19 protein-coding genes are annotated in these 22,243 nt (G+C 61.8%); 7 read left to right on the top strand and 12 right to left on the bottom strand.

From position 1 onward, the window contains the following. Positions 1 to 475 precede the first annotated feature (475 nt). Positions 476 to 1,531 (bottom strand): 3-hydroxyisobutyryl-CoA hydrolase, encoded by a 1,056-nt coding sequence (locus CENDO_RS03810; RefSeq protein WP_136140857.1) that lies wholly within the window; start codon positions 1,529 to 1,531, stop codon positions 476 to 478. A gap of 98 nt (positions 1,532 to 1,629) precedes the next feature. Here CENDO_RS03810 and CENDO_RS03805 point away from each other — a divergent pair, with 98 nt between their 5' ends. Next, on the top strand, positions 1,630 to 2,436 hold the full coding sequence (locus CENDO_RS03805; RefSeq protein WP_136140856.1) for an HAD family hydrolase: 807 nt from the start codon (positions 1,630 to 1,632) through the stop codon (positions 2,434 to 2,436). 50 nt (positions 2,437 to 2,486) lie between these two features. Here CENDO_RS03805 and ppk2 read toward each other — a convergent pair whose 3' ends face one another. Next, a complete protein-coding gene (gene ppk2, locus CENDO_RS03800) occupies positions 2,487 to 3,356 on the bottom strand; it encodes a polyphosphate kinase 2 (protein ID WP_136140855.1) in 870 nt (289 codons plus the stop codon). 221 nt (positions 3,357 to 3,577) lie between these two features. On the opposite strand from ppk2, the gene treS reads away from it, so the two are divergent. Next, entirely contained in the window at positions 3,578 to 5,464 is a 1,887-nt protein-coding gene (gene treS, locus CENDO_RS03795; RefSeq protein ID WP_136140854.1) for a maltose alpha-D-glucosyltransferase, read from the top strand. Between the two features lie 24 nt (positions 5,465 to 5,488). Further along, the gene (locus CENDO_RS03790) at positions 5,489 to 6,670 is read left to right on the top strand and encodes a phosphotransferase (RefSeq protein WP_136140853.1); all 1,182 of its coding nucleotides are present in this window, start codon (positions 5,489 to 5,491) and stop codon (positions 6,668 to 6,670) included. Positions 6,671 to 6,744: 74 nt separating this feature from the next. On the opposite strand, the gene CENDO_RS03785 is transcribed toward CENDO_RS03790, so the two are convergent. The 3 genes from CENDO_RS03785 to CENDO_RS03775 form a co-directional block, all read right to left on the bottom strand. Next, positions 6,745 to 7,074 (bottom strand): putative quinol monooxygenase, encoded by a 330-nt coding sequence (locus CENDO_RS03785; protein ID WP_136140852.1) that lies wholly within the window; start codon positions 7,072 to 7,074, stop codon positions 6,745 to 6,747. 106 nt (positions 7,075 to 7,180) lie between these two features. Further along, entirely contained in the window at positions 7,181 to 7,735 is a 555-nt protein-coding gene (locus tag CENDO_RS03780) for a hypothetical protein (RefSeq protein WP_136140851.1), read from the bottom strand. A gap of 74 nt (positions 7,736 to 7,809) precedes the next feature. Beyond that, complete coding sequence (locus CENDO_RS03775) at positions 7,810 to 9,681, bottom strand: ABC-F family ATP-binding cassette domain-containing protein (RefSeq protein WP_136140850.1); 1,872 nt, start codon at positions 9,679 to 9,681, stop codon at positions 7,810 to 7,812. A gap of 90 nt (positions 9,682 to 9,771) precedes the next feature. On the opposite strand from CENDO_RS03775, the gene CENDO_RS03770 reads away from it, so the two are divergent. After that, entirely contained in the window at positions 9,772 to 11,061 is a 1,290-nt protein-coding gene (locus CENDO_RS03770; protein ID WP_136140849.1) for an NHL repeat-containing protein, read from the top strand. A 46-nt stretch (positions 11,062 to 11,107) separates the two neighbouring features. Here CENDO_RS03770 and CENDO_RS03765 read toward each other — a convergent pair whose 3' ends face one another. The 4 genes from CENDO_RS03765 to CENDO_RS03750 all read right to left on the bottom strand — a co-directional run bounded on the left by CENDO_RS03765 (position 11,108) and on the right by CENDO_RS03750 (position 15,322). After that, positions 11,108 to 12,097 (bottom strand): 4-(cytidine 5'-diphospho)-2-C-methyl-D-erythritol kinase, encoded by a 990-nt coding sequence (locus CENDO_RS03765; RefSeq protein WP_136140848.1) that lies wholly within the window; start codon positions 12,095 to 12,097, stop codon positions 11,108 to 11,110. Beyond that, on the bottom strand, positions 12,098 to 12,976 hold the full coding sequence (gene rsmA / locus CENDO_RS03760) for a 16S rRNA (adenine(1518)-N(6)/adenine(1519)-N(6))-dimethyltransferase RsmA (RefSeq protein ID WP_136140847.1): 879 nt from the start codon (positions 12,974 to 12,976) through the stop codon (positions 12,098 to 12,100). It lies immediately after the preceding gene. 101 nt (positions 12,977 to 13,077) lie between these two features. Next, positions 13,078 to 14,226 carry a resuscitation-promoting factor gene (locus CENDO_RS03755; protein WP_136140846.1) on the bottom strand — a complete coding sequence of 383 codons (1,149 nt, stop codon included), beginning with the start codon at positions 14,224 to 14,226 and terminating at the stop codon, positions 13,078 to 13,080. A 256-nt stretch (positions 14,227 to 14,482) separates the two neighbouring features. Then, positions 14,483 to 15,322 carry a TatD family hydrolase gene (locus CENDO_RS03750; protein ID WP_136140845.1) on the bottom strand — a complete coding sequence of 280 codons (840 nt, stop codon included), beginning with the start codon at positions 15,320 to 15,322 and terminating at the stop codon, positions 14,483 to 14,485. 49 nt (positions 15,323 to 15,371) lie between these two features. On the opposite strand from CENDO_RS03750, the gene CENDO_RS03745 reads away from it, so the two are divergent. Both CENDO_RS03745 and CENDO_RS03740 read left to right on the top strand, forming a co-directional pair. Then, positions 15,372 to 15,866 carry a GNAT family N-acetyltransferase gene (locus CENDO_RS03745; RefSeq protein WP_136140844.1) on the top strand — a complete coding sequence of 165 codons (495 nt, stop codon included), beginning with the start codon at positions 15,372 to 15,374 and terminating at the stop codon, positions 15,864 to 15,866. A gap of 175 nt (positions 15,867 to 16,041) precedes the next feature. After that, entirely contained in the window at positions 16,042 to 16,575 is a 534-nt protein-coding gene (locus CENDO_RS03740; protein WP_136140843.1) for a GNAT family N-acetyltransferase, read from the top strand. A 247-nt stretch (positions 16,576 to 16,822) separates the two neighbouring features. Here CENDO_RS03740 and metG read toward each other — a convergent pair whose 3' ends face one another. The 3 genes from metG to rsmI all read right to left on the bottom strand — a co-directional run bounded on the left by metG (position 16,823) and on the right by rsmI (position 20,403). Beyond that, positions 16,823 to 18,655 (bottom strand): methionine--tRNA ligase, encoded by a 1,833-nt coding sequence (gene metG / locus CENDO_RS03735; protein WP_136140842.1) that lies wholly within the window; start codon positions 18,653 to 18,655, stop codon positions 16,823 to 16,825. Between the two features lie 63 nt (positions 18,656 to 18,718). Then, positions 18,719 to 19,522 carry a metallophosphoesterase family protein gene (locus CENDO_RS03730; protein WP_136142128.1) on the bottom strand — a complete coding sequence of 268 codons (804 nt, stop codon included), beginning with the start codon at positions 19,520 to 19,522 and terminating at the stop codon, positions 18,719 to 18,721. A 17-nt stretch (positions 19,523 to 19,539) separates the two neighbouring features. Further along, positions 19,540 to 20,403 carry a 16S rRNA (cytidine(1402)-2'-O)-methyltransferase gene (gene rsmI / locus CENDO_RS03725; RefSeq protein ID WP_136140841.1) on the bottom strand — a complete coding sequence of 288 codons (864 nt, stop codon included), beginning with the start codon at positions 20,401 to 20,403 and terminating at the stop codon, positions 19,540 to 19,542. A 211-nt stretch (positions 20,404 to 20,614) separates the two neighbouring features. On the opposite strand from rsmI, the gene CENDO_RS03720 reads away from it, so the two are divergent. Next, on the top strand, positions 20,615 to 22,189 hold the full coding sequence (locus CENDO_RS03720; RefSeq protein WP_136142127.1) for a dolichyl-phosphate-mannose--protein mannosyltransferase: 1,575 nt from the start codon (positions 20,615 to 20,617) through the stop codon (positions 22,187 to 22,189). Positions 22,190 to 22,243 lie beyond the last annotated feature (54 nt).

Raw genomic sequence — 22,243 nt, 5'->3', positions numbered from 1 at the left:
AGCTGTAGCCACCGTTACCTCACTTTTTATCAGACGCGAACAAAAAATAGACTAAAAGGTCTATTTTGTTCGAACAGGACAGTATATTTCTCTAGCCCGCCTGATTTAACTCCCCCTGCTGTAAAAAAGCAATTACGCAACTACCACATGCCCAGCTAATGCGCGGCAGCCGCGAGACCGGCTACCACTATCACGGGGATAAAGCAGCGCGGGCGCAATCCCCAAGCGGCGTGGGCCTGCCGCGGCCTAAAGGAATGAGAAAGCGGCACAAGCCCCGGGCCAGGAGCCGCTTGGCTAAACGCAGTCATTGAACGGTTTAACCCCAATTATCTGACCATCCGCAAGGCCCCAGCGGGCGCCGCGTGGCGATGAGACGCGATGCCGGAAAATAAAGAGGGGCGTACCTCCCGCCGCGGCGGGGACTGTGGTCACGGGCCCTTCCCTCGGTTAGGCCCCGGCCGTTGGGCCGGAGCGGTTAGCCTTTAAGGGCCGCCTCGATGGCCTTGAAGTCTACCTCTTCGAACCTGGCGGGCTGCCACTGAGGATTTCCGTCCTTGTCGACTAGGACGGCGCGCACTCCCTCAACAAAGTCCGGGTAGCGGCGCATGTACTTGCCCAGCTCCACCTCGAGGTCGAGCTCCTCGCGCACGGAACCGAGCGCAAGGGTCGCGTTAAACAATTCATTGGCCGCGACGACCGCGGTGGGGCTCGCGGCGGACATGAGCTTGCGGGTGTCTTCGACAAACCGCGCGTTTGGGTGCGCGTTGAGGGCAGCGTCGATCTCCGACCAAGGGCGGTCCGTGAAGATCTCCTCGATGGTGGCGATGGATTCCGCGAGCTCCGGATCCCCCGAGGGCTGGGTTGCCAGCTCGGCGAGCGCCTCATCAACCCCGCGTTCGATAATGGCCTCGAAGGCCCCATCGATATCGGCGACGTGGTGGGTGGCAAGACCGGACCAGATGAGATCCGGCGCCTTCATGCGGTAGCCGGTCAGCGCCCAGTACTTGGCCAACTCCGGGGAGGCCTTGCCGCGGGTGCCCACCATGCGCTGGGAAAGGAACGGCAGGCCAACGTCCGTAATGTAGGCGATGTTCATCTCCGGCATGGAGGCCACCGCATTTTCCGAAATTACGCGGTGGGAGCCGTGGCCGGAAATGCCCAGGCCGCCTCCCATGACAATGCCATCAAGCAGGGCGATATAGGGCTTGGGGTAATTCGCAATCAGGGCGTTCATTGCGTACTCGCGCTCGAAGAAATCATCGGCCGCGCCATGGTCCCCGGCTAGTACCGCCTCACGGGCATAGCGCACGTCGCCGCCCGAGCAAAAGGCCTTGCGGTTTTGGGTATAGACCACCACCTGGGTGATCGAGTCATCATCCTTCCAGGCCTCTAGCGCCTCCGTCATCGAGTTAATCATCTCCGGATTCAGGGAGTTCAGCGCCTTTGGGCGGTTAAGCTCTATAAGTCCGGTAGTCTTGCGGACGGACGTGATGATGGTGCTGTCAACTGGTTGTGCATCCTGTGAAGTCATACACTCCAGTGTTCCACATCACTATGATTCTCTCCAGTAATCCAATTAACAATACGGATCGATAATCCATACGGATAGACGGGTAGGCGTACGTTTACGTGAAGACTCCTAGGCTCATTGCTTTGGACATGGATGGCACACTGTTGAACGCGGATGGCACCGTGCCGAATGAATTCTGGCCGCTGCTCGACCGCGCGAAGGACCTGGGCGTGGCGGTGGCGCCGGCCTCCGGGCGGCAGCTGGCGTCGCTGCGCACGATGTTCGACGGGGGACCCAGCTCCCCTAGGTCCTACATTGCGGAAAATGGCACCGTGGTCTTCCATGAGGGGGCGATCATCGATTCTTCCGTCCTCCCTCGCGATGCAGTACTGCGCGCCCTTGCGGCGCGGCCTGAATTCGGGGCAAACAATGACATGGTTTTGTGCACACCAGAGCTGACATACATGCTGCGGGGCGTAGGTCAGCGCACCCGGGCGGAGCTGGAGAAGTACTACTACTCCGTGCAAGAGGTAGATGACCTGTTGGAAGTTGCCAACACCAAGGACATCATCAAGGTGGCCGTCTTCTGCGAGGCCGGGTCTGAGGAACACATCTACCCCGCCTTGAAACGGGCGGTGGGCGATCAAAACGTAGCGGTGTCAGGCCAGCACTGGATAGACGTGATGGCCGCCGGGGCGCACAAGGGCCGGGCGCTCGAGCACATGGCTGAAAAACTAAGCATTGCCATCGAGGACACCGTGGCCATCGGCGATTACCTCAACGACTATGAGCTCCTGCAGGCCGCGGGAACCGCCATCGCCATGGGCAATGCCCATCCTGAAATCCTGGCGATTGCCGACGTGGTTGCCCCGCCCAATTCCGAGCAGGGCTGCATTACGATGCTCAAGGAATTGCTCGGCGCCTAGGGCCCGGCGTAAAAGCGGGGCCAGCGGCGGGCGGCGTCGGGCGCGATTGCCTACTTCTTGGACTTCTTTTTGGACTTCGAGGACTTAGCGCCCTTCTTGCCCTTTTTCTTGCCGTCCTTCTTTTCGAGCTTGGCGGCTACGTCCTCGACGTAACGGAATTCCGCGCGCGGTGGCCGCTCATACTCGCCGCCCTCCGGGCGCTCCGGAATCTCTGGCACATCCGTCTCGATCTTCTTCCACGGAATGGACTCCAAGATGTGGTTGATGACGTTGATGCGTGAACGCTTCTTGTCCTCGGATTCAACGGTGTACCACGGCGAATCAGGAAGATCCGTGTGGACGAACATCTGGTCTTTAGCCTTGGAGTAATCCTCCCACCGGGTGATGGACTGAAGATCCATTGGGGACAGTTTCCAGCGGCGCAGCGGATCGTTGCGGCGGGACTTGAAACGCTTGTACTGCTCTTCGTCCGACACGGAGAACCAGTACTTGCGCAGGATGATGCCCTCTTCCTGCAGCAGGCGCTCGAAGATTGGGGTCTGGTGCAAGAAGCGGTGGTACTCATCAGAGGTGCAAAAACCCATGACGCGCTCGACGCCGGCACGATTGTACCACGAACGGTCGAAGATGACTATCTCACCGGCGGTGGGAAGCTTTTCGATGTAGCGCTGGAAGTACCACTGCCCCGCCTCGCGATCATTGGGCTTTGGCAGCGCCTCGATGCGGCAGGTGCGCGGGTTGAGGTATTGGGTGATGCGCTTGATGGCGGAACCCTTGCCCGCCGCATCGCGGCCTTCCATGATGATGACCACGCGCTGACCGGTCTCCACGACCCACTGCTGCATCTCCACCAATTCGGCCTGGAGGCGCTTGAGCTCCTCCTCGTACGCTTCCTTATCCAACTTCTTTGGCTTAGCCACAGGAAACCACCTTTAAGGGTTGTTCGGGGTGAAAGTTTCTCGGCGTCGAAACTTTCCAAATCTCTCCTCATTAATTTAGTTGGGCCGCGCCACCAACAAAAGTTAACCCGCTTCTCCACATTCCCGCGCGGGGGTGGCGCGGCCAACTCCCGCCGGATCTGCCGCGCGACGGCGCCACGCGAAATCTGAAGCGCGTGCGGTTTTTGCATAAGGTGGTACCCATGACTGAACACACAAACCCATCTGAGAACAACGGCGAGAGCCAGGGCCACGACCAGATCCAGGACCGGACCGATGCCGTGCAGCACGGAACCCCTGGCTTGTCCGCGGGCCCGCTGAAGACCCAGCCGCACCTCTCCCAGGCCCCGGCAGGCCCCACCCAACTCACCGAAGATGGCTTTGTGGTTGAACAGGGAGCGGATGAATACACCACCCCGGCGCCGGCCCCGGGCGATAACCCGTGGGAGCGTTCCAACCCGCACTGGTACAAGGAATCCGTGTTCTACGAGGTGCTTGTCCGCGCATTCTACGACCCAGAGGGTTCCGGCTCTGGCTCCCTCAAGGGCCTGGAGGAAAAACTGGATTACCTTCAGTGGCTCGGCGTGGATTGCCTCTGGCTGCCGCCATTTTTTGACTCCCCCCTGCGCGACGGCGGCTACGACGTGCGCGATTTCCGCAAGGTACTCCCGGAATTCGGCACCGTCGACGACTTCGTGGCCTTGGTGGACGCGGCACACAAGCGCGGCATTCGCGTGATCACCGATCTAGTGGTCAATCACACCTCCGACCAGCACGCCTGGTTCCAGGAGTCCCGCCTGCACCCGGACGGCCCATACGGTGACTTCTACGTCTGGTCCGATACTGATGAACTCTACGAGGACGCGCGCATCATCTTCATCGATACCGAGGAATCCAACTGGACCTGGGATCCCGTGCGCAAGCAATACTTCTGGCACCGTTTCTTTAGCCACCAGCCGGATCTGAATTACGACAATCCGGCTGTGCAGGAAGCCATGCTCGATATGATGCGTTTCTGGCTGGATCTGGGCATGGACGGTTTCCGCATGGACGCCGTCCCGTACCTGTACGAGCGTGAGGGCACCAACGGCGAGAACCTGCCGGAGACCCACGAGTTCCTCAAGAAAATCCGCGCCATGGTGGATGAGGAATACCCGGGCCGCGTGTTGCTGGCCGAGGCCAACCAGATGCCCAACGAGGTAGTGGAATACTTTGGCGATCCCGCCAAGGGCGGCGATGAGTGCCACATGAATTTCCACTTCCCCCTCATGCCCCGCATCTTCATGGCGGTGCACATGGGCGTGCGCCAGCCCATCTCCGACATCCTGGCCGAAACCCCAGAAATCCCGGATTCCGCGCAGTGGGGCATCTTCTTACGCAACCACGATGAGCTCACGCTCGAGATGGTCAACGATGAAGAGCGCGCGTACATGTACGCCAACTACGCCAAGGACCCGCGCATGAAGGCAAACGTGGGTATCCGCCGCCGCCTCGCCCCGCTCCTCGAGGGTGACCGCAATAAGATGGAGCTTCTCAACGGGCTCTTGCTGTCCCTGCCGGGCTCCCCCATCCTCTACTACGGCGACGAGATTGGAATGGGTGACAATATTTGGCTCCAGGACCGCGACGGCGTGCGCACCCCCATGCAATGGTCGGCGGACCGCAATGGCGGCTTTTCCAAGGCCGACCCGGAAAAGCTCTACCTCCCGCCGGTGCAAAACGACCGTTACGGCTACCAGCAAGTCAACGTGGAATCCCAGATGGAGATCAAAAACTCCCTGCTGCACTGGACCCGCTCCCAGATCGCCATACGCAAGCAGTACAAGGCCTTCGGACTGGGCACCTACCGCGAGGTTTCCTGCGAGAATAAGACCGTGCTTGCGTACCTGCGCGAGTACAACGGGGAGAACATCCTCTGCGTCAACAACCTGTCTGACCGCCCGCAGGCCGTGATGATGGATCTGCAGGAGTTTAACGGGGTCACCCCGCGTGAGCTTTCCGGCGGCGAGTACTTCCCCACCATCGGCGAACTTCCGTGGCTGGTCACGCTGCCGCCGCACGGATTCTTCTGGTTCGATATTTCCAAGTAAGGCTACAAGTAAAGGCTCTAACAGATGCCCCTGCATAATCCTCACACGCTCGCCGCAACCCTGATGTCAGCGCGCTTCTACGGCGCAAAGTCGGAACCCATCGATGAGGTCACCGTCCTCCGGGAGGCTCCCTGCGGGCCGTTCCATTGGCTCATCGTCAACGTGCGCCACGGGGAGACGCAAGACCTTTACCAGTTGTTGGTCAATGACGCCGATGAGGATGTGCTGGGCACCCCTGAGGGCGCGGCGGCCTACCGCGAGGCCATCGGGGACATAGCGGAGATATCCGGTGACACCGGCGTTACGGGTAACCCTCGCCCCTTCAAGGGTGAGCAGTCCAATACCTCCGTGGTCTTCGGCGGGCGGATGTACAAGGTGTTCCGCCGCTTGGAACACGGGCTTAATCCGGACGTGGAATTGCTAAGTGAAATCACCGACTGCCCACACGTGGCTCCCGTACATGGCCACACCAGCTACGACCTGGACGGGGTAAAGGTCACGCTCAGTATGGTCCAGGACTTGGTGCCCGGGGCCACGGACGGCTGGAAGTACGCGCTGGCCTTGACCGGAGAGCCCACCGCGTTTTTGCCCGAGGCCCGCGCTCTCGGCGCCGCAACCGCCCGTGTCCACGCGGACCTAGCAGCCGCTTTTGATACCGAGTCGACCCCCGCCCGGCAGCTAGCGCAGCGGCTGCGGGGGCACTTTTCCTCCCTGAAAAAGCGCGCCCCCGAGCTTTCCGAGGTCGAAGAAGCCGTAATGGGCGTTTACGCCGCGCTGGCTTCCCGCGGCGAGTCGGTAAATCTCCAGCGCATCCATGGCGATTTGCACCTAGGCCAGGTGCTGCGCAGCGAAAATGGCTACACCCTCGTGGACTTTGAGGGCGAGCCGGCCCGCGACCTTGAGGACCGCCGCCGCCCGGATGCCGCGGCACGCGATGTGGCCGGGCTTGTACGCTCGATCGATTACGCGGCGCACTTTAATAACGGCGGCTCCCCCACCGCCGAGTCCGAGGAATGGGCCGCCGGGGCCATAGGCGCCCTGCTAGAAGGCTATGGCTACGACACCCGCGACGCCTTCCAAGCCCTGCTCCTGCGCGCGCTGGTCCTTGACAAGGCCTGCTACGAGCTGGTCTACGAAGCCAATAACCGCCCCGATTGGATTGACATTCCACGCTCGGCGATTAGGCGGCTTACCGCCGAAGGCTAGCCAAGCGCGGCATAAAGAAAGCCGCTTCCCGCGCGCAAGATTTATGCGCGGGAAGCGGCCTCGCGGCAAAAAGCCTAGTCTTCCTCGACCTGGAATTCCGCCATCTTATCCCAGGTGGTTTTGCCCTCAATGGTGGTGTTGATGATATCTGGGGTCTTAAGCAGGTACCGGGGCATCTCATCGCACGCGCGCTGGAAGTGCTCGGAGTTCACATGGGCCTCGGCCGCATCATCCTGGAATGCCTCGATCAGCAGGTAACCGTTGGACTTGTCCGGGTCCTTGTACCAGTCAAAGAAGATGTTTCCCTCCTCGGCGCGGGTGGCATCCGTAAACCAGGCCACTTCCTGCAGGAAAGTCTCTTCATATTCCGGGCGGACTTCGTACTTTACGTTGATCAAAATCATGGATCCCATCCTACCGGCGCGCTCCCCGGCACGCAGAAAGCCAGCGCCGATGACGTGCAACCGGCGCTGGCTACGGTGCGAGGGATCCGCGGCGAGGGCTCAGGCTCTAGTCGAAGAAGTACTCAGCTACGTAGATGTAGGTCCCGTCCGTCGCGGTGGCTACACCGAAGCGCTGGGGCTTGGGGGTCCGGTTGGCCTTACGGTTGAGCCAATTGATGCGCTCCTTGGCCGCACTGACGGTGAGCTTCTTCACGGAACCTGTGCCCCTGTCATTGTGGGTTAGCCCACGCTGGGAGCCGGAATGGAACCGCAGCTGCCCGCGTGCGCCCTGGTTAGCCCACTCCTGGGCGATGCCCGTGGCGTTACCGTCCTCAATGTGGCCAACCTGCTTGAGGTGACCAGTGGTCTTAGCCTTGAGCTCGGCGCCCGTGGAGGTAATGCTAGGGCTGATGAGGAACTCGGGTACTTCGAGGCCAAATTGGGAAGACAGCTGGGTGACTTCCTTCGGCAGCTGAAACTCCGGGACCCTAAGTTCAGGGAGCCGCACCTGGGAGGACAACTGCTCGAGTGGATTAGCCGGTGCGGCGTTAGCCACGCCGGTTCCGGCGAGGGCCGCCGCGGTGGCAATAGAGGCCGCAATGACGCGCTGTGAAATGCTCATAGCCGCCATGATTCCACACTATGGCGGCGATTGCATCCGCTAATGAGTCCAGCGTGGCGGGTTAATGGCCGGAATCAGCCTTCCAATCGCTCACCCAGTTCGAGCCACTCCATCTCTAATTCTTCGCGTTCTGCCTGCAAGGCCTTTAATTCACCATCGAGCCGCGTCAGCGCCTCGGTGTCCACGATTTCCGCCGCCGCGGCCATGTCCTGATGAATCTTTTCTATCCGGGGATCGAGCTTGCCCATCTTGCGCTCCACCGAGTTCATTTTCTTTGTGATTTCGCGCTCCTGCTGCGAGCTCAGGCCATTGGACTTCGCCGGGGCCTTGGCCGGGGTAGCGGATGGACCCGCGGGGTCCGCTACGGTGGCGGCGGACGGGGCGGCGTCGGAAGATGATGCGGAGGCTCCGCCCAGATCCAGCGTGCCCTGGGGCAACGCCGCATCCATCGCTGCGCGGCGGCGCAGGTATTCATCGATGCCGCCGGGCAGGTTGGTGAGCTTGCCATCGCCGAAAAGCGCGTGGGTGTTGTCCGCGATGCGCTCGATCAGGTAACGGTCATGCGAGATGACCACCATGGTTCCCGGCCAGGAATCCAGCAGGGATTCCAACTCCTGCAGCGTGTCGATATCCAGGTCATTGGTGGGCTCATCCAGTAACAGCACGTTAGGCTCGGCCATCAGCACGCGAGTTAGCTGCAAGCGGCGGCGCTCACCGCCGGAGAGGTCCCCCACCGGGGTGCGCTGGCGCTTGGGCGAAAACCCAAGGCGCTCGCACAGCTGGGACGCGGAAAGTTCCTTCTTGCCCAGGCGAACGTAGTTTGCCACGTCTTCCACCGCATCGAGCAGGCGCCGCGTTGGATCCAGGTCATCGAGTTCCTGCTTCAGCCAGCCCAGCCGGACGGTCTGTCCCTGGATACGCTTGCCGGCCTCCAACGGATGCTCCCCGGCTAGGGCGCGCAGCAGGGTGGTCTTGCCGGAACCGTTAACGCCTACCAGCCCGATTCGCTCCCCCGGTGCTAGGCGCCAGGTGAGGCGGTCGACGAGGGTGCGCCCGTCCGGCGAGGTGATGGTGGCATCCTCAAGCTCAATGACCACGCGGCCCTGCCGCTGCTTGGAAAAGGCCATGAGCTCCACTTTGTTGCGCGGCTCGGGGACGTTTGAAATCAGCGCCTCGGCGGCCTCGATGCGGTAGCGGGGTTTCGAGGTTCGCGCGGGCGCACCGCGACGCAACCAGGCCAACTCTTTGCGCGCTAAGTTCTGGCGGCGCTGCTCCATGGCATCGGCCTGCCGGGCGCGCTCTGCTCGCGCGAAGGTCCAATCGTTATAACCACCCTCGTAGGTGTCCACCACCCCGTCGTGAACTTCCCAGGTCACAGTGGCCACGGTGTCCAGGAACCAGCGGTCGTGGGTGACTACTATGACGGCCAGCTTGCGGGCGAGCAGGTGGCTTGCCAGCCACTGGACGCCCTCCACGTCGAGGTGGTTGGTGGGCTCATCCAGGACCACAAGGTCTAAATCCTGCACCAGCGCCGCGGCGAGGTTGACTCGGCGGCGCTCGCCGCCGGAGAGGTTACCCACCCGCGTTTCAAGCCCCAGGTCGACGATGCCAAGACCGGCGAGAACGTCGCGGACCTTGGAGTTCGACGCCCACTCGAATACCTCAAGGCCTAGCGGCTCCACCACTACTTGGCCAATGGTGAGCTGCTCGTCCAACTCGAAGCGCTGGGTTACCACGGCCATGCGGAGATCGGAGTTGTGGGACACGCGGCCGGCGTCCGGCGGTTCGATTCCGGTCAGCACCTCCAACAGGGTGGTTTTACCGCCGCCGTTAACCCCGACGATGCCGATGCGGTCCCCGGTCTGCACACCGAGCGACACGCCGTCCAGCAGGGTCTTTAGCCCAAAAGACTTAGATACCTGTTCCAGGTTGATGAGATTCGCCATAACCCCTCCAATCTTAGCCGGGGCGGGCCGGGGACACCCACACCAGCGCAGTATTGCAAATCTTTTTCAAAAGATTTAAGGTCTCCTCCCATGTCCAGGAAATTAATTAAAACGATTGTCACTATCGGCGCGGCGGGAATCCTCGCCACCGCGTGTTCGCCCGCGGCGGAAGAGCCCGGGGACCAGACCCCTTCCACCGAGGCCACCGCATCACCCGCCGAATCCACCGAGCAAGGCCAACATGGCGAAGAAAAGGCCGGCGAAGTTGAGGTGGCCTCCCTACCCGCCCGCGTCCTCATCGCCTACGAGGAGGGCGGGCTGCTGACTTTGGACGCCAAGACCGGCGAAGTCCTAGGCGATGACGCCAAGGAGGGCTTCTTGCGCCTGGCCGGCGCCGGCGATGGTCGCCACGCAATGGTCATCAACGGCGATAAATTCGAGGCCTACGATCTGGGCCTGATTACCACACCGCACGGCGACCACGAGCACTACTACACCGCGGACCCCCGACCCACGGACGTGGAGTTTGATGCCCCCAAGGCCGGCCATGTGGTCACCCACGACGGCCTGACCGCGCTGTTCTCCGATGGCGATGGCACCATCCAAATCTACGAATCCGCCGAAACCGGCGAGCCATCCAACGTCCGCACCATCAACACCGGCGAGGCACACCACGGCGTGGCCGTGCCATTTGCAGATGGTTCCGTGGTCCACACCGTGGGCAACGAGGATGAACGGTTTACCATCCGGCACATCGACGAAGCCGGCGAAACCCTCGCAGAGACCACGGACTGCCGAAACGTCCACGGTGAGGCCGCAGCCGCGGATGGCAGGCTGGTATTCGGCTGCGAGGACGGCCCGGTCATTTTCGACGGCAAGGAATTTACCAAGGTAGACGTCTCCTCGTACGCGGGTGAGGGCGGCTACCAGCGCTCCGGCAACCTGGCCGGCTCCGAGGAATCCGAGTGGGTCCTTGGCGATAACAAAACCGAGGAGGACGCCGAGTTTGAGCGCCCCACCTCCGTGGCATTCATCAACTCGGCTACCGGCGAGGCCAAGGAGATTGAACTGGGTTCTTCCTACTGGTTCCGCTCCCTGGCCCGCGGCCCGCAGGGCGAGGGCCTGGTGCTGACCTATGACGGCAATCTCAACGTCATCGATCCGGAATCCGGCGAGGTGACTAAGAAGATCAAGGCGATCGAGCCGTGGGAGGAGAAGGAAAAATGGCAGCTACCCGGCCCTATCCTCAAATCTGACAACGGCTACGCCTACGTCACCGACGCAGAAAACAAAGAGCTGGTGGTCATCGACCTACTCAGCGACGCCGAACCCGTCCGCCACAAGCTGGACGTCACCCCGGTTGAAATGACCGTGGAGTAAACCGGAGTAAACCATTGGCCGTGCGGCGAATTCCAACCGCGATTGGTTAGACAAGCACCGCGCCAGCCGCCGGACCCGTGGCCACAAAGCCGCGGGTCTTTGGTATTTCAACGGTGACTTGGGAGACAACGTCCGCGGCGATGCCCTCATCCTCGCACAGGAAAGCGCACGTGGGCCCGGAACCGGAGACGATTCCACACAGCGCACCGGCAGCCTTACCCGCCTTAAGCGTCTTTCGCAGATCCGGGCGCAGGGATACTGCCGCCGCTTGCAGATCGTTGGCCAGGGCACCGGCCAGCCTTTGTGCCTTGCCGCTCATCAACGCCTGGCCCACCGCGGTGGTGTCCATGCTTGGCCCAACGCCCCGTCCCGCGGCGCGCAGCTCATCGAGTTTGGCGAAGACTGCGGGGGTGGAAAGCCCCTCGTGGGAGGAGATAAACGCCCACGCGTAGCTGCCGCGGGAGATCATGGGGGTCAGCTGCTCACCGCGGCCGGTCCCCAGCGCCGTTCCCCCCATCAGGGTAAAGGGAACATCGGAGCCAAGCTGCGCGGCCAGCCCCATTAGCTCATCCTCGCCCAAGGTGTCCATGGTGTAGTACTGGCTAAAGCACCTATCCGCCAGGCGCAGGGCGGCTGCACAATCCGCGGAGCCCCCAGCCATTCCCCCGGCGGCCGGGATGCCCTTGGTGAGGTAGAGGGCTACCTGAGGCAGATCACGCGGGCCGAACTTTTCCCGCAGGCGGCTGGCCACCAGGTCCACGGCGCGCCAGGCCAGGTTAGATGAATCGGCTGGAACACCCAGGGCGTAGGGGCCATCTACCTCGAGGGAAAGCACGCGGCTAGCGCTGCTCGACGCCCCCGTTGGGCCGCCCACTTCCTCCAGCGTCACCACGTCATGGATGCTCAGTGACTGAAAGACGGTGGCCAGCTCGTGGAAGCCATCCTCACGCGGCTCGGCCACGCCCAGATGCAGGTTCACCTTAGCGTGGGCGTGCGCGGTCCACACGCGCGGGTCGAAGCTCATGGGCGCCGACATTTATTCCACCCCGCTCAGGCGCACGAAATCGGCAACGGAGATTTTCTCACCGCGTTGCCTAGGGTCAATACCGGCGGCAACGAGGGCCTCCTCAGCGGCGGCACCGGACCCATAAAGCCCGGACAGCGCGGCGCGCAGGGTCTTGCGGCGCTGGGCGAAGGCCGCATCCACCACCGGCCATACCTTGGCGCGCGACTCGTCGTTGATAGGCCACGGAGCCTGGCCGGGATCAAAGCAATCGATGCGGACCAGCCCTGAGTCGATGTTAGGAGCCGGCCAGAACACGTTCTTGCCGATGTTGCCGGCCTGGCGCACCTGCCCGTAAAACGCCGCCTTGACGGAGGGAACACCGTATATTTTGGTTCCGGGTTTCGCGGCAAGGCGCTCCGCCACCTCCAGCTGCACCATGACTAACACCCGGCGAATGCTGGGGAAAGTCTCCAGCAAGTGCAGGAGCACCGGCACTGAGACGTTATAGGGCAAGTTAGCCACCAGCGCGGTGGGACCACCCTGTTCCTGAAACAGATCCTGAGGGAGGACCTTCAACGCGTCCTTTTCGATGAGCTTCAGATTATCCGCCTGCCGGGGCGCGCGTTCGCGGACGGTGTGCGGGAGCTGTGCGGCGAGGCGCGGATCGATTTCCACCGCGGTGACCTGATCCACCGCTTCAAGCAGGCCGAGGGTTAGCGAGCCCAGCCCCGGGCCAACCTCTACCACCCGGTCTTGGCGGTCTAGGTCCGCGGCCGCCACGATCTTGCGGATCGTGTTGGGGTCATGCAGGAAGTTTTGCCCCAACTTCTTCGTGGGGTTCACCTCCAGCTTTTCTGCAAGCTGGCGGATTTCAACCGGCCCTAGGAGCGCCACAGAGGATTCAGTCATGGATTCCAATCTAGTTCAATACCGGCACGAAACGTCACAACCCCGCGCCCGCACGAGGACAAACTCGTGATGCGGCGCGGGGCTTTTTACGTCGATGCGGCTTATCGAATGCCAAGCTTCGCGGTGCACGCCGGCCAGGCGCCCCATCCCTGAGCCGCCTGCACCCGGGTAGCCACGTCAATCTGCTGCTCACGGGAGGCCATCCACGCCTCTGGGGCGTAGTCCCCGCCGCCGTATGCGAGCCAGGTGGACGGGGAGAACTGCAGGCCACCGGAGTAGCCGTTGCCAGTGTTGATGCTCCAGTTACCCGTGGCCTCACACTGCGCGAGGGAGTCCCAGACGGAACCGCCGGCAACTGACGGCGCGGCGGGCGATTCCTTGGTTCCGCGGGAAATCACGGCGGCTACCGCTGGGCGGATCTCCTCTTCCTCGATTACCTCGCGGGATTCTTCCCGGCCATTGACCTTCTTAATGCGCTCAGTCTTGGTGCGCTCTCCCTTTTGCCCTGGGGTCTGAACCTCTTCAACACCCGCCTCGAGCTCCGGGTTATCAACGTAGGTTGGCTCCGCGTCGAATTCCTCGGTGAGGGTTTCCTCCACGAACTCAACGCGGTCGACGTTGATCCTCATTCCCTCAGCCGTGGGAGTCTCCACTGCCGGGGTAACCACGTCATGCGCACCCAGTTCCACGCCGCGCGCCTCAAGAACGTCCCCTACGGTCTGTGCCGCGATTTTAGTGAAGGTCGCTTTGCCGCCGTCGACTACGGAAATAATCTTCGGAGAGGTGATTTGCAGCTCCATGCCCTCCGTCACCCGTTCCGAGTCAACCTCATTGCCTTCCGCATCAGTAACGGAAGCACCCGGGGCTACATCCCCCAGGGAACCCACCAAGTCCTGCACCGTGAGAGCGGTAGAAGACAGCTGGGTTTCAACGCCATCGATGACCACGGCGACGGGCTTGGCGGTGCGTACGGTCACGGTTTCGCCGTCAGCGACATCCTCCGACGGTGCCGGGTAAACCAGGTCATCGGGGTTGATATCTACGCCGGCGGCCGCCAGCACGTCCCCTACGGACCCGCTGAAGGAGGACAGCTGGGTCTTTTCTCCATTGAGATCCAGCGTGATGTCCTTGTGAGTACCTGCGGCCACTACTCCCCCAACGGCCAGCGTGCCCAAGACCCCACCGGTGGCCAGGCGCAGGGGCATAGAGCGAGTGTTGTTGATTCGCTTGATCTGGTTAGAGGTAGACATTCATCTCTTCCGTGAATCTGAAGTGGAGCCCAGGTTTTGGACTTTTCATCATGGTGGCCCACGCCGCGCGTGTACGGGAGGACCTCAACGCAGCATAGTAACGCATGGGCGAATAATTAGTAACAATACGATAACAGTTACCGCCGCGCGAGGGGCGCAGCGAATCCCCATCAACACGCCCCTCACCCGTCACACTGGCCACGCTTTTACCGCGCAAGCTGCGCGTTCTCCCGTTGTGAGGATCAACACACTGGGGTTAGCTCAGCCCGTAAACCTTATCGAAGGTGGCGGAGACCTCCTGCGCGAGTTCCTCGACGGCCATGCCGCGGGCCTCCGCGACACACTGCGCCGTATGCCCGATAAGCGCGGGTTCATTGCGCGCCCCGCGGAAAGGTTCCGGCGTCATGTACGGCGCATCGGTCTCGATGAGCAGCTGGCCGGCCGGCGCCAAACCCGCCGCTAGCCGCAGTTCATCATTGCGCTTGAAGGTCACGTTGCCCGCGAAAGACAGAACGTATCCGCGCTCCAGCGCCTCCTTGGCCACATCCAATGGGGATGAGAAGCAGTGCAGCATCGTCACTCGTGGTACCGGCGCGTCCGCCAAGATGCGCATGAGTTCCTCATCGCCCTCGCGGTTGTGAATCATCAGCGCCTTGCCCGTCTCCACCGCAAGATCGATGTGCCACCGCAGCGCCTCTTCCTGTACGTCTAGGGGTGCGGTTCGCTCCGGTTCGTGCTTAATCCAATACGTATCAATACCGGTTTCACCGATGGCCACGCAGCGGGGGTCCGCTGCCATCTCGCTCAAGCGGGCGCGGGCCGCCGCATCCAGCTCGTGCGCGCGGGTTGGGTGGATGGCGCACGCGGCGTAGATGCGCTCATCCATGTGCGCTGCCTCCAGCGCCTGTTGGGCCTCCTCCAGGCCATCTCCCACGGTGCAAAGTTTGGAAACCCCAGCGGCCGCGGCCCGCTCCATCAATGCGGTGACATCCCCCTGCGTGGTGGCCTTGCACGAGGCGAGATGCGTGTGCGCGTCCACCAGGTTGGGGATGGTTCCGGCTGGGACGGGGACGGGGCGTGGCTTTTTCTTTGACATGGTGGCCATTATAGAAAGCCACGCGTTTGTTGCTAGTAATCTGTTCGCCATGCGTATTCGCGAAGCAACCATCGATGATGTTCCCGCTATGACGGACATCCTTAATTGGGCGATTTCCGAGACTAACGCGATCTTCCGAGCCCACACGGCCACCGTCGAGGAGCGCGAGGGGTTTTTCCATCGCCTCGATAGCGGCGGCTACCCTCAGCTGGTGGCGGTAGATGATGCGGATACAGTCCTAGGCTTTGCCCATTACAAGCCGCTGGGAGATCCCGTGGTGTGGATTGGCAGCATGGAAAACACGGTGTACATCTCCCCCGACGCCCACGGCCAGGGTGCGGGGTACGCGTTGATGAAAGAACTCATCGAGCGGGCCCGGCGCGATGAGCGCTGCCACACCATGGTGGCCAAGATTGTAGATGACAACGAGCCTTCCCTCAGACTCCATTACAAGCTGGGGTTTGAACTCAAGGGTGTGCTTCAAGAGGTCAGCCGGAAGTTCGGCGAGTGGGTCAACCTGGCCTACCTTCAGCTTGCCTGCTAGCTCTCCCCGTAGTATTCCACGGTCCCCAGCAGCCACGCCGCGGCATGGTATCTGGCTGTTTGCTCGCGCGAACGCGCGGGTCGAGGCAACGGTGACGGCATGTCAGATTGGCCACAGATCCGCCCCATGGCATGATGTAATTCTCATGCAGCCCACCACCGGTTAGGACACTCCCATGCCAGAAGTAATCATTCGCCCGGCCACCCACGCAGACGCCCCCGCCATGGCGGAGATCTATAACTGGGGCTCCGGCCAGCCGGATTCCAACCTCGTGACTTGGGAGGTGGATGCCCAAGAGCGCGTTGAGTGGATGGACTCACTGGCCAAGGACGGCTATCCGGTGTTCGTAGCCGAGCAGGCCGATGCCGACGGTGATAAGGGCAAGATCCTAGGTTTTGCCGCGTATTTTCAATTTGTCACCCCGGCCATCTACTACGGCACTGCGGAGGACACCATCTACATCTCCCCCGACGCGCAAGGCAAGGGCGTGGGCTCCCTCCTCATGGAGGCCGTTATTGATCACGCAGCTGGCAACGATTACGTCCAGACCATGATCACCTACATCGTGGACACGAACGCCGCCTCCTTGGCCCTGCACAAGAAGTTCGACTTCGTGGAAACCGGGCGCATGCCCAATATCCACACCAAGCAGGGAAAACGCCTAGGCCTGGTTCACCTGCAGCGCGACTTCCCGCGCCACGCCCTGTAGCCGGCCGCGCCACTATTAGGCCGCGCGGTCAGGCCAACAGCCCATCCGGCGGGCCGACGGTCCCCGGGGCAACGGGATAAATGCCTTCCCCGCGCAGGGTAGCGCTAGGTACTTCGGGGGAATAAAGAAGCGGACGGTAATGCCCAACTCGCAATTACCGTCCGCCATCACATGCTCAAACGCACGCTCGCAGCCAAGGGCCGGTCCCGCGAAGCGGTTGAGCGGCCCGCCTTATGCTTGGCTTAAGTTATTTCTGGACCGGGGCCCATTCGGGGCCCGTCTCGGCTAGCTCAGGGTCGAGCTTTTGCACCAGCGGCTTTGGCTTGGACAAAGCAGTGCCGGGGACAACGTCCACGCGGGACCAGGTCGCCTGCTGCTGGGTGTAATCACCGGTGATGATTGGGTAAGGGTGGCCCTCTTCGGGTAGGCCCACGCCGATTAGCTCTACCGGCATGTCATCCACGACCTCTTCGATCTGCGGCTCCGCTGCCCAGACCCCGGTGCGCCCCAGGGTCTCATGCACCTTCTGCGCGGTAAACGGCAGGAACGGGGTGAGCATCACGTTGCAGTCAGAAACCACCTGCAGCGCGGTCCACAAAACGGTGGCTAGGCGCTCACGCTGGGAATCATCCTTGGCCAACTTCCACGGCTCCATCTCAGCGATGTAGGCGTTGGCCTCGCCCACCACATGCATAGCGGCGGCGATCGCATTTTTGAACTTGGACTGCTCCAGATTTGCCGCTACCTTCTCGAAGCTTTCTTCCGCCAAGGCAAGAATCCTCTTGTCTGCCTCTTGCAGCTCACCCGGGGTAGGCACCTCACCGAAGTTCTTGTGTGCCATGGAAACAGTGCGGTTGACCAGGTTGCCCCAGCCGTTGGCCAGCTCGTTGTTGATACGGCGGACAAACTCATCCCAGGTAAAGTCCGTGTCATTGTTTTCAGGCCCCGCCACCGCGATGAAGTAACGCAGCGCGTCCGGGCCATACTCCGCAAGGAAGTCCTTGACGTAGATGACAACGCCCTTGGACGAGGAAAACTTAGAGCCAGACATGGTCAGGTATTCGGAGGAAACAATCTCAGTTGGCAAGTCTAATTCACCATAAAGGTGGTGCTCGCCGCCCTTAGCGCCCTTGCCCGCGTAACCCAGCAACTGTCCCGGCCAGATCTGGGAGTGGAACGTGATGTTGTCCTTGCCCTGGAAGTAGTAGTGGCGGGCGTTGCCGCCCTGCCAGAATTCCTTCCAGGCGTCGGGCTTGCCGGAGCGGTATGCCCACTCAATGGAGGCGGAGAGGTAACCAACCACCGCATCGAACCACACGTAGAGTTTCTTGGCGTCATTGTCCGCCCACCCCTCGATTGGGACGGGCACGCCCCAGTCGATGTCACGGGTCATGGCGCGCGGACGCACATTTTCCAGCAGATTCTGGGAGAACTTCAGCACGTTTGGGCGCCAATCCTCACGGGTTTTCAGCCACTCCGCCAGCGCCTCGGCAACCGAAGGCAGGTCGAGTAGAAAGTGCTCAGTTTCAATGAACTTAGGAGTCTCACCGTTAATCTTGGAGACCGGGTTGATGAGATCGATAGGATCCAACTGGTTACCGCAATCGTCGCACTGATCGCCGCGAGCACCGTCAGCGCCGCAGATTGGGCAGGTTCCCTCGATGTAGCGGTCAGGAAGGGTGCGGCCGGTAGATGGGGACACCGCTCCCTGCTGGGTCTCTTTTATCATGTAGCCGTTTTCGTACAGGCCCTTGAACAATTCCTGCACCACGGCGTAGTGGTTACGCGTGGTAGTGCGGGTAAACAGGTCATAGGTCAGGCCCAGGCCGGCCAGATCGGTCACAATCTGGCGGTTGTAGCGGTCAGCCAGCTCGCGGACGGTGACGCCTTCCTTATCGGCCTGAACCAGAAGCGGGGTGCCGTGCTCATCAGTTCCGGACACCATGAGCACGTTACGGCCACGCATTCGCTGGAAGCGGGCGAAAACGTCAGAAGGAACGCCGAAGCCGGCAACGTGGCCGATGTGGCGTGGGCCGTTCGCGTACGGCCAGGCAACATTCACTACAACATGCTCAGTCATAGCTTCCTACCTTAGCCAATGCCCCTTGAGAGTGTGAACTAACACCCAACTTTTAGTGCACCGCTACTGCTCTACTACAACCGGATACGGCCACTGCCGCCCGGCCAGGGCGGGGCGGCCACCCGCACGTTGCCGCTCGAATGGGTACCCCAGTGAGACCTCGATGTGGGGAATACCGTCCTGGCTGGTGATGAGAGGGATGTGCAGGTGCCCATGGATGACCGCCAGCGCCTGGTACTTGACCGGCCACATCCTGGTCTCACGGGTTCCGCACCACAGGGCTAGGTCCCGTTGTTTCAGCCGGCGCGTGGGTTCTTCAATCAGCGGCCAGTGATTGACCAGAATCGTGGGGCCACTAGTTCCTGCCAGGCGCGCGGCCGTGTATTCCACTCGCTCGCGGCACCATTCGATAACGTCCACGTACGGGGCAATCGTCAACTCGTCATCCAGCCGTACCGTGGCCCGGGCCACCGCCTGGGAGGCGCTTAACCCCAGCGGCCGAAAAGAGTAATCATACAGCGTGAACAACGGGCATACGGTTACCCCACTAAAGACCGGAAACGGGTCCTCCGGTGTGGACACGCCCAGCGCGCGCATGTGACCTACCAGCTCGCGGTATTTAGACTTGCCCTTCAACCTGTCCCCGCGACGGCTATAGAGTTCATGATTGCCCGGGGCCCAAATGACGGTAGCAAACCTCCCGCGCAAAGCGCGCATAGTGCGCACCACGTCCGGCACGGAGTCCGCCACATCCCCCGCCACAATCAGCCAGTCCCCCGAAGTCCGCGGGCGCAGGGCATCCACCATGGCACGGTTGTCCGGAAAGTTAACGTGCAGGTCGCTGACAGCCCACAGGGTCCTAGGCAGTGTAGCCATTCGCGCCGCTAGCGCTGTTCCAGGGCCGCGGCGTAGAGCTCACGGTTGGATACCTGAGTGCCCGCCGCCGCGTGCTTGCAGGCATCCTTCAAACGCATGCCGCCATCGACTAATTCGAAGACCTTAGGCAGCAGGGACTCAACATCTTCTGCCCCCGGCGCGCCGCCGTCGAGTACAACGGTGATTTCGCCGCGGACGCCGCTAGACGCCCAGGCGGCAAGCTCGGCCAGAGTGCCGCGTTTTACCTCCTCATAGGTTTTTGTCAGTTCGCGGCAGACCGCAGCCTGGCGCTCACCACCCAGGAGCTCCGCGGCAAGCTCTAGGGTTTCCGCGATGCGGTGCGGGGACTCGAAGAAGACCACGGCTCGTTCCTCGGTGCGCAGGGACTCTAACCACGCCTTTCGCGGACCACTTTTGCGCGGGGCAAACCCATCAAAGATGAAGTGACCAACCCCGAGCCCGGACAGGGCCAGCGCGGTAGGTACCGCGGATGGGCCGGGGAAGCAGGTGACGGGCACGCCGGCCTCCGCCGCGGCCGCCACGATGGAATGTCCGGGATCGGAGACTATGGGCATGCCCGCATCCGTGACCACCAGCACCGTGCCGGAACGGGCGGCATCGAGCAAGGATTGGGTGCGCTGGGATTCGTTATGGTCGAAGTTGGAGACTACCTTGCCCCGGATGTCCACGCCCAGGGCTTGGGCGAGGGTGCGGACCCGGCGCGTATCCTCCGCCGCAATGACATCCGCGCGGCCTAGGGCGTGTATCAGGCGGGCGGACGCATCACCAACGTTTCCCAGTGGGGTTGCCGCCAGAATGACACCCCGGGGTAGCGGGTCGAGGGACTGGTCCAAAGCGAAGGAGAAACTCATGCAGCCTAGCATTCCATAAATGCCGCGATTTGTGCGTCGGCTGCAGTTAAGCCAGCGAGCAGCCCCTTGCTTGGGCCGGTTAATTGCGATGCAGCACCCATCGAGACACCGTCCAACCGGTGACCCACCGATGCCTTGCGAGTTCGCGCGGTGCCCTAAGATAGGCCGCGTGACTACTACCGCCCCGCATCCAGCCACCCCGCCTGCCCGCATGCGCCTTTTCGCTGCGCGCTCCCCGCGGGGGGCTCGCGGGCGGTTCCGCCCTGCCGCCCCGCTGCCTTACGAATGGACCCGGGCGGATACCGTCTCCACTGCAGTCGTGGCCGTGCTTGCGCTCATTACGCGCTTTATTTCCTTGCCCCACCCATCCTCCGGCGGCACGCCCATATTCGATGAAAAGCATTACGTTCCGCAGGCGTGGGACATGGTCAAAAGTTGGGACAATTTTTTCCTGCCCGGCATCGAATCCAATCCGGCCTACGGCCTGGTGGTCCACCCGCCGTTAGCTAAGCAATTAATCGCGCTATCCGAAATGGTTTTTGGCTACACCCCTCTGGGGTGGCGCTTTATGACCGCCACCTTTGGGGTGGCCACGGTGCTGCTCACGATGGCGCTGGTGCGCACCATAGCAGGATCCTGGCAGGTGGCTACCTTTGCCGGCCTCATAGCCGTGTTTGACGGCGTGCTTTTAGTCTCCTCTAAATTCGGCATGCTGGACATTTTCCAGGTGGCCTTCGTCGTAGCCGCCGCATGGGCCCTGGCGCGCGATCACAATCAGATGCGCGAGCGCCTCCACCGCGCGTGGCAAACGGGCACTATGGGCAACCATGCCTTTGGCCCGCGCTTCGGGTTCCGCTGGTGGCGCTTTGCCGCAGGCATCCTTCTGGGACTAGCCCTCGCCGTGAAGTGGTCCGGCCTGTACTACATGGCGTTTTTTGGCCTCATGAGCGTGTTTTCCGATTTGGCGCTGCGCCGCCGCTATGGTGTATGGCGCTACGTGGTTGGAACCTTGGTACGCGATACCCCCGCCGCTTTGGCTTCCATCGTGGCGATACCGGTGGCAGTGTACGCGTGGACTTGGCGTTCGTGGTTCGCCAGTGAAACCGCCGTCTACCGGCATGCGCAGTCCGATGGAACCATCCCAGATACCTCTCTGCTCCATCACCTCCCCGAAACGCTCGCCAACTGGATCTACTACCATTCATCCGTGTTGGAATTCCACGCGTCCCTGACCACCTCTGCGGGCCATTCGCACCCCTGGGAGTCAAAGCCATGGGCGTGGTTGGTGTCAGCGCGGCCCATCCTCTACTACTCCAACACCGATCTTCAATGCGGCTCAGGCACCTGCCGGCAAATGCTTTTTCTCTTCGGCACCCCGATCATCTGGTGGGCCGTCATCCCGGCCGTGCTGTGGGGCGCGTGGTGCCTGATAATCCGCAAGGACCGCCGCTTCCTCATCCCAGTAATCGGATTCCTCGCGGGATTCCTGCCGTGGTTGGCCGGCTACGACCGCCAAATGTATTTCTTCTACGCGGCCGCTTTCATCCCATTTGTCATTGCGCTTATCTCCCTGACACTGGGGCAACTCTCAGGGGCCGGGAAAGCCATCACGTGGAGGCCGTTGGCCGAGTTGGGTGGCAAGCGAATGACCTGGGGAACCTTTGCCGTGGTGTGTTATCTGGCCGCGGTGATCGCCATGTTTGTCTACTTCTCACCGATCCTGTACGGCTTTACCATTAGCGACAGCTGGTACCAGTCGATGATGTGGCTGCCGTCCTGGCGTTAGGACCAAAGCTGTGCCCTGCCCCGCCAAAACGCTGTGTACTTGACCGCGACGTGT

The sequence above is a fragment of the Corynebacterium endometrii genome (assembly GCF_004795735.1).
GTDB classification, from domain to species: Bacteria; Actinomycetota; Actinomycetes; order Mycobacteriales; family Mycobacteriaceae; genus Corynebacterium; species Corynebacterium endometrii.
Note: the sequence above shows the minus strand (reverse complement) of the source record. Positions and strands in the feature narration are given on the sequence as shown.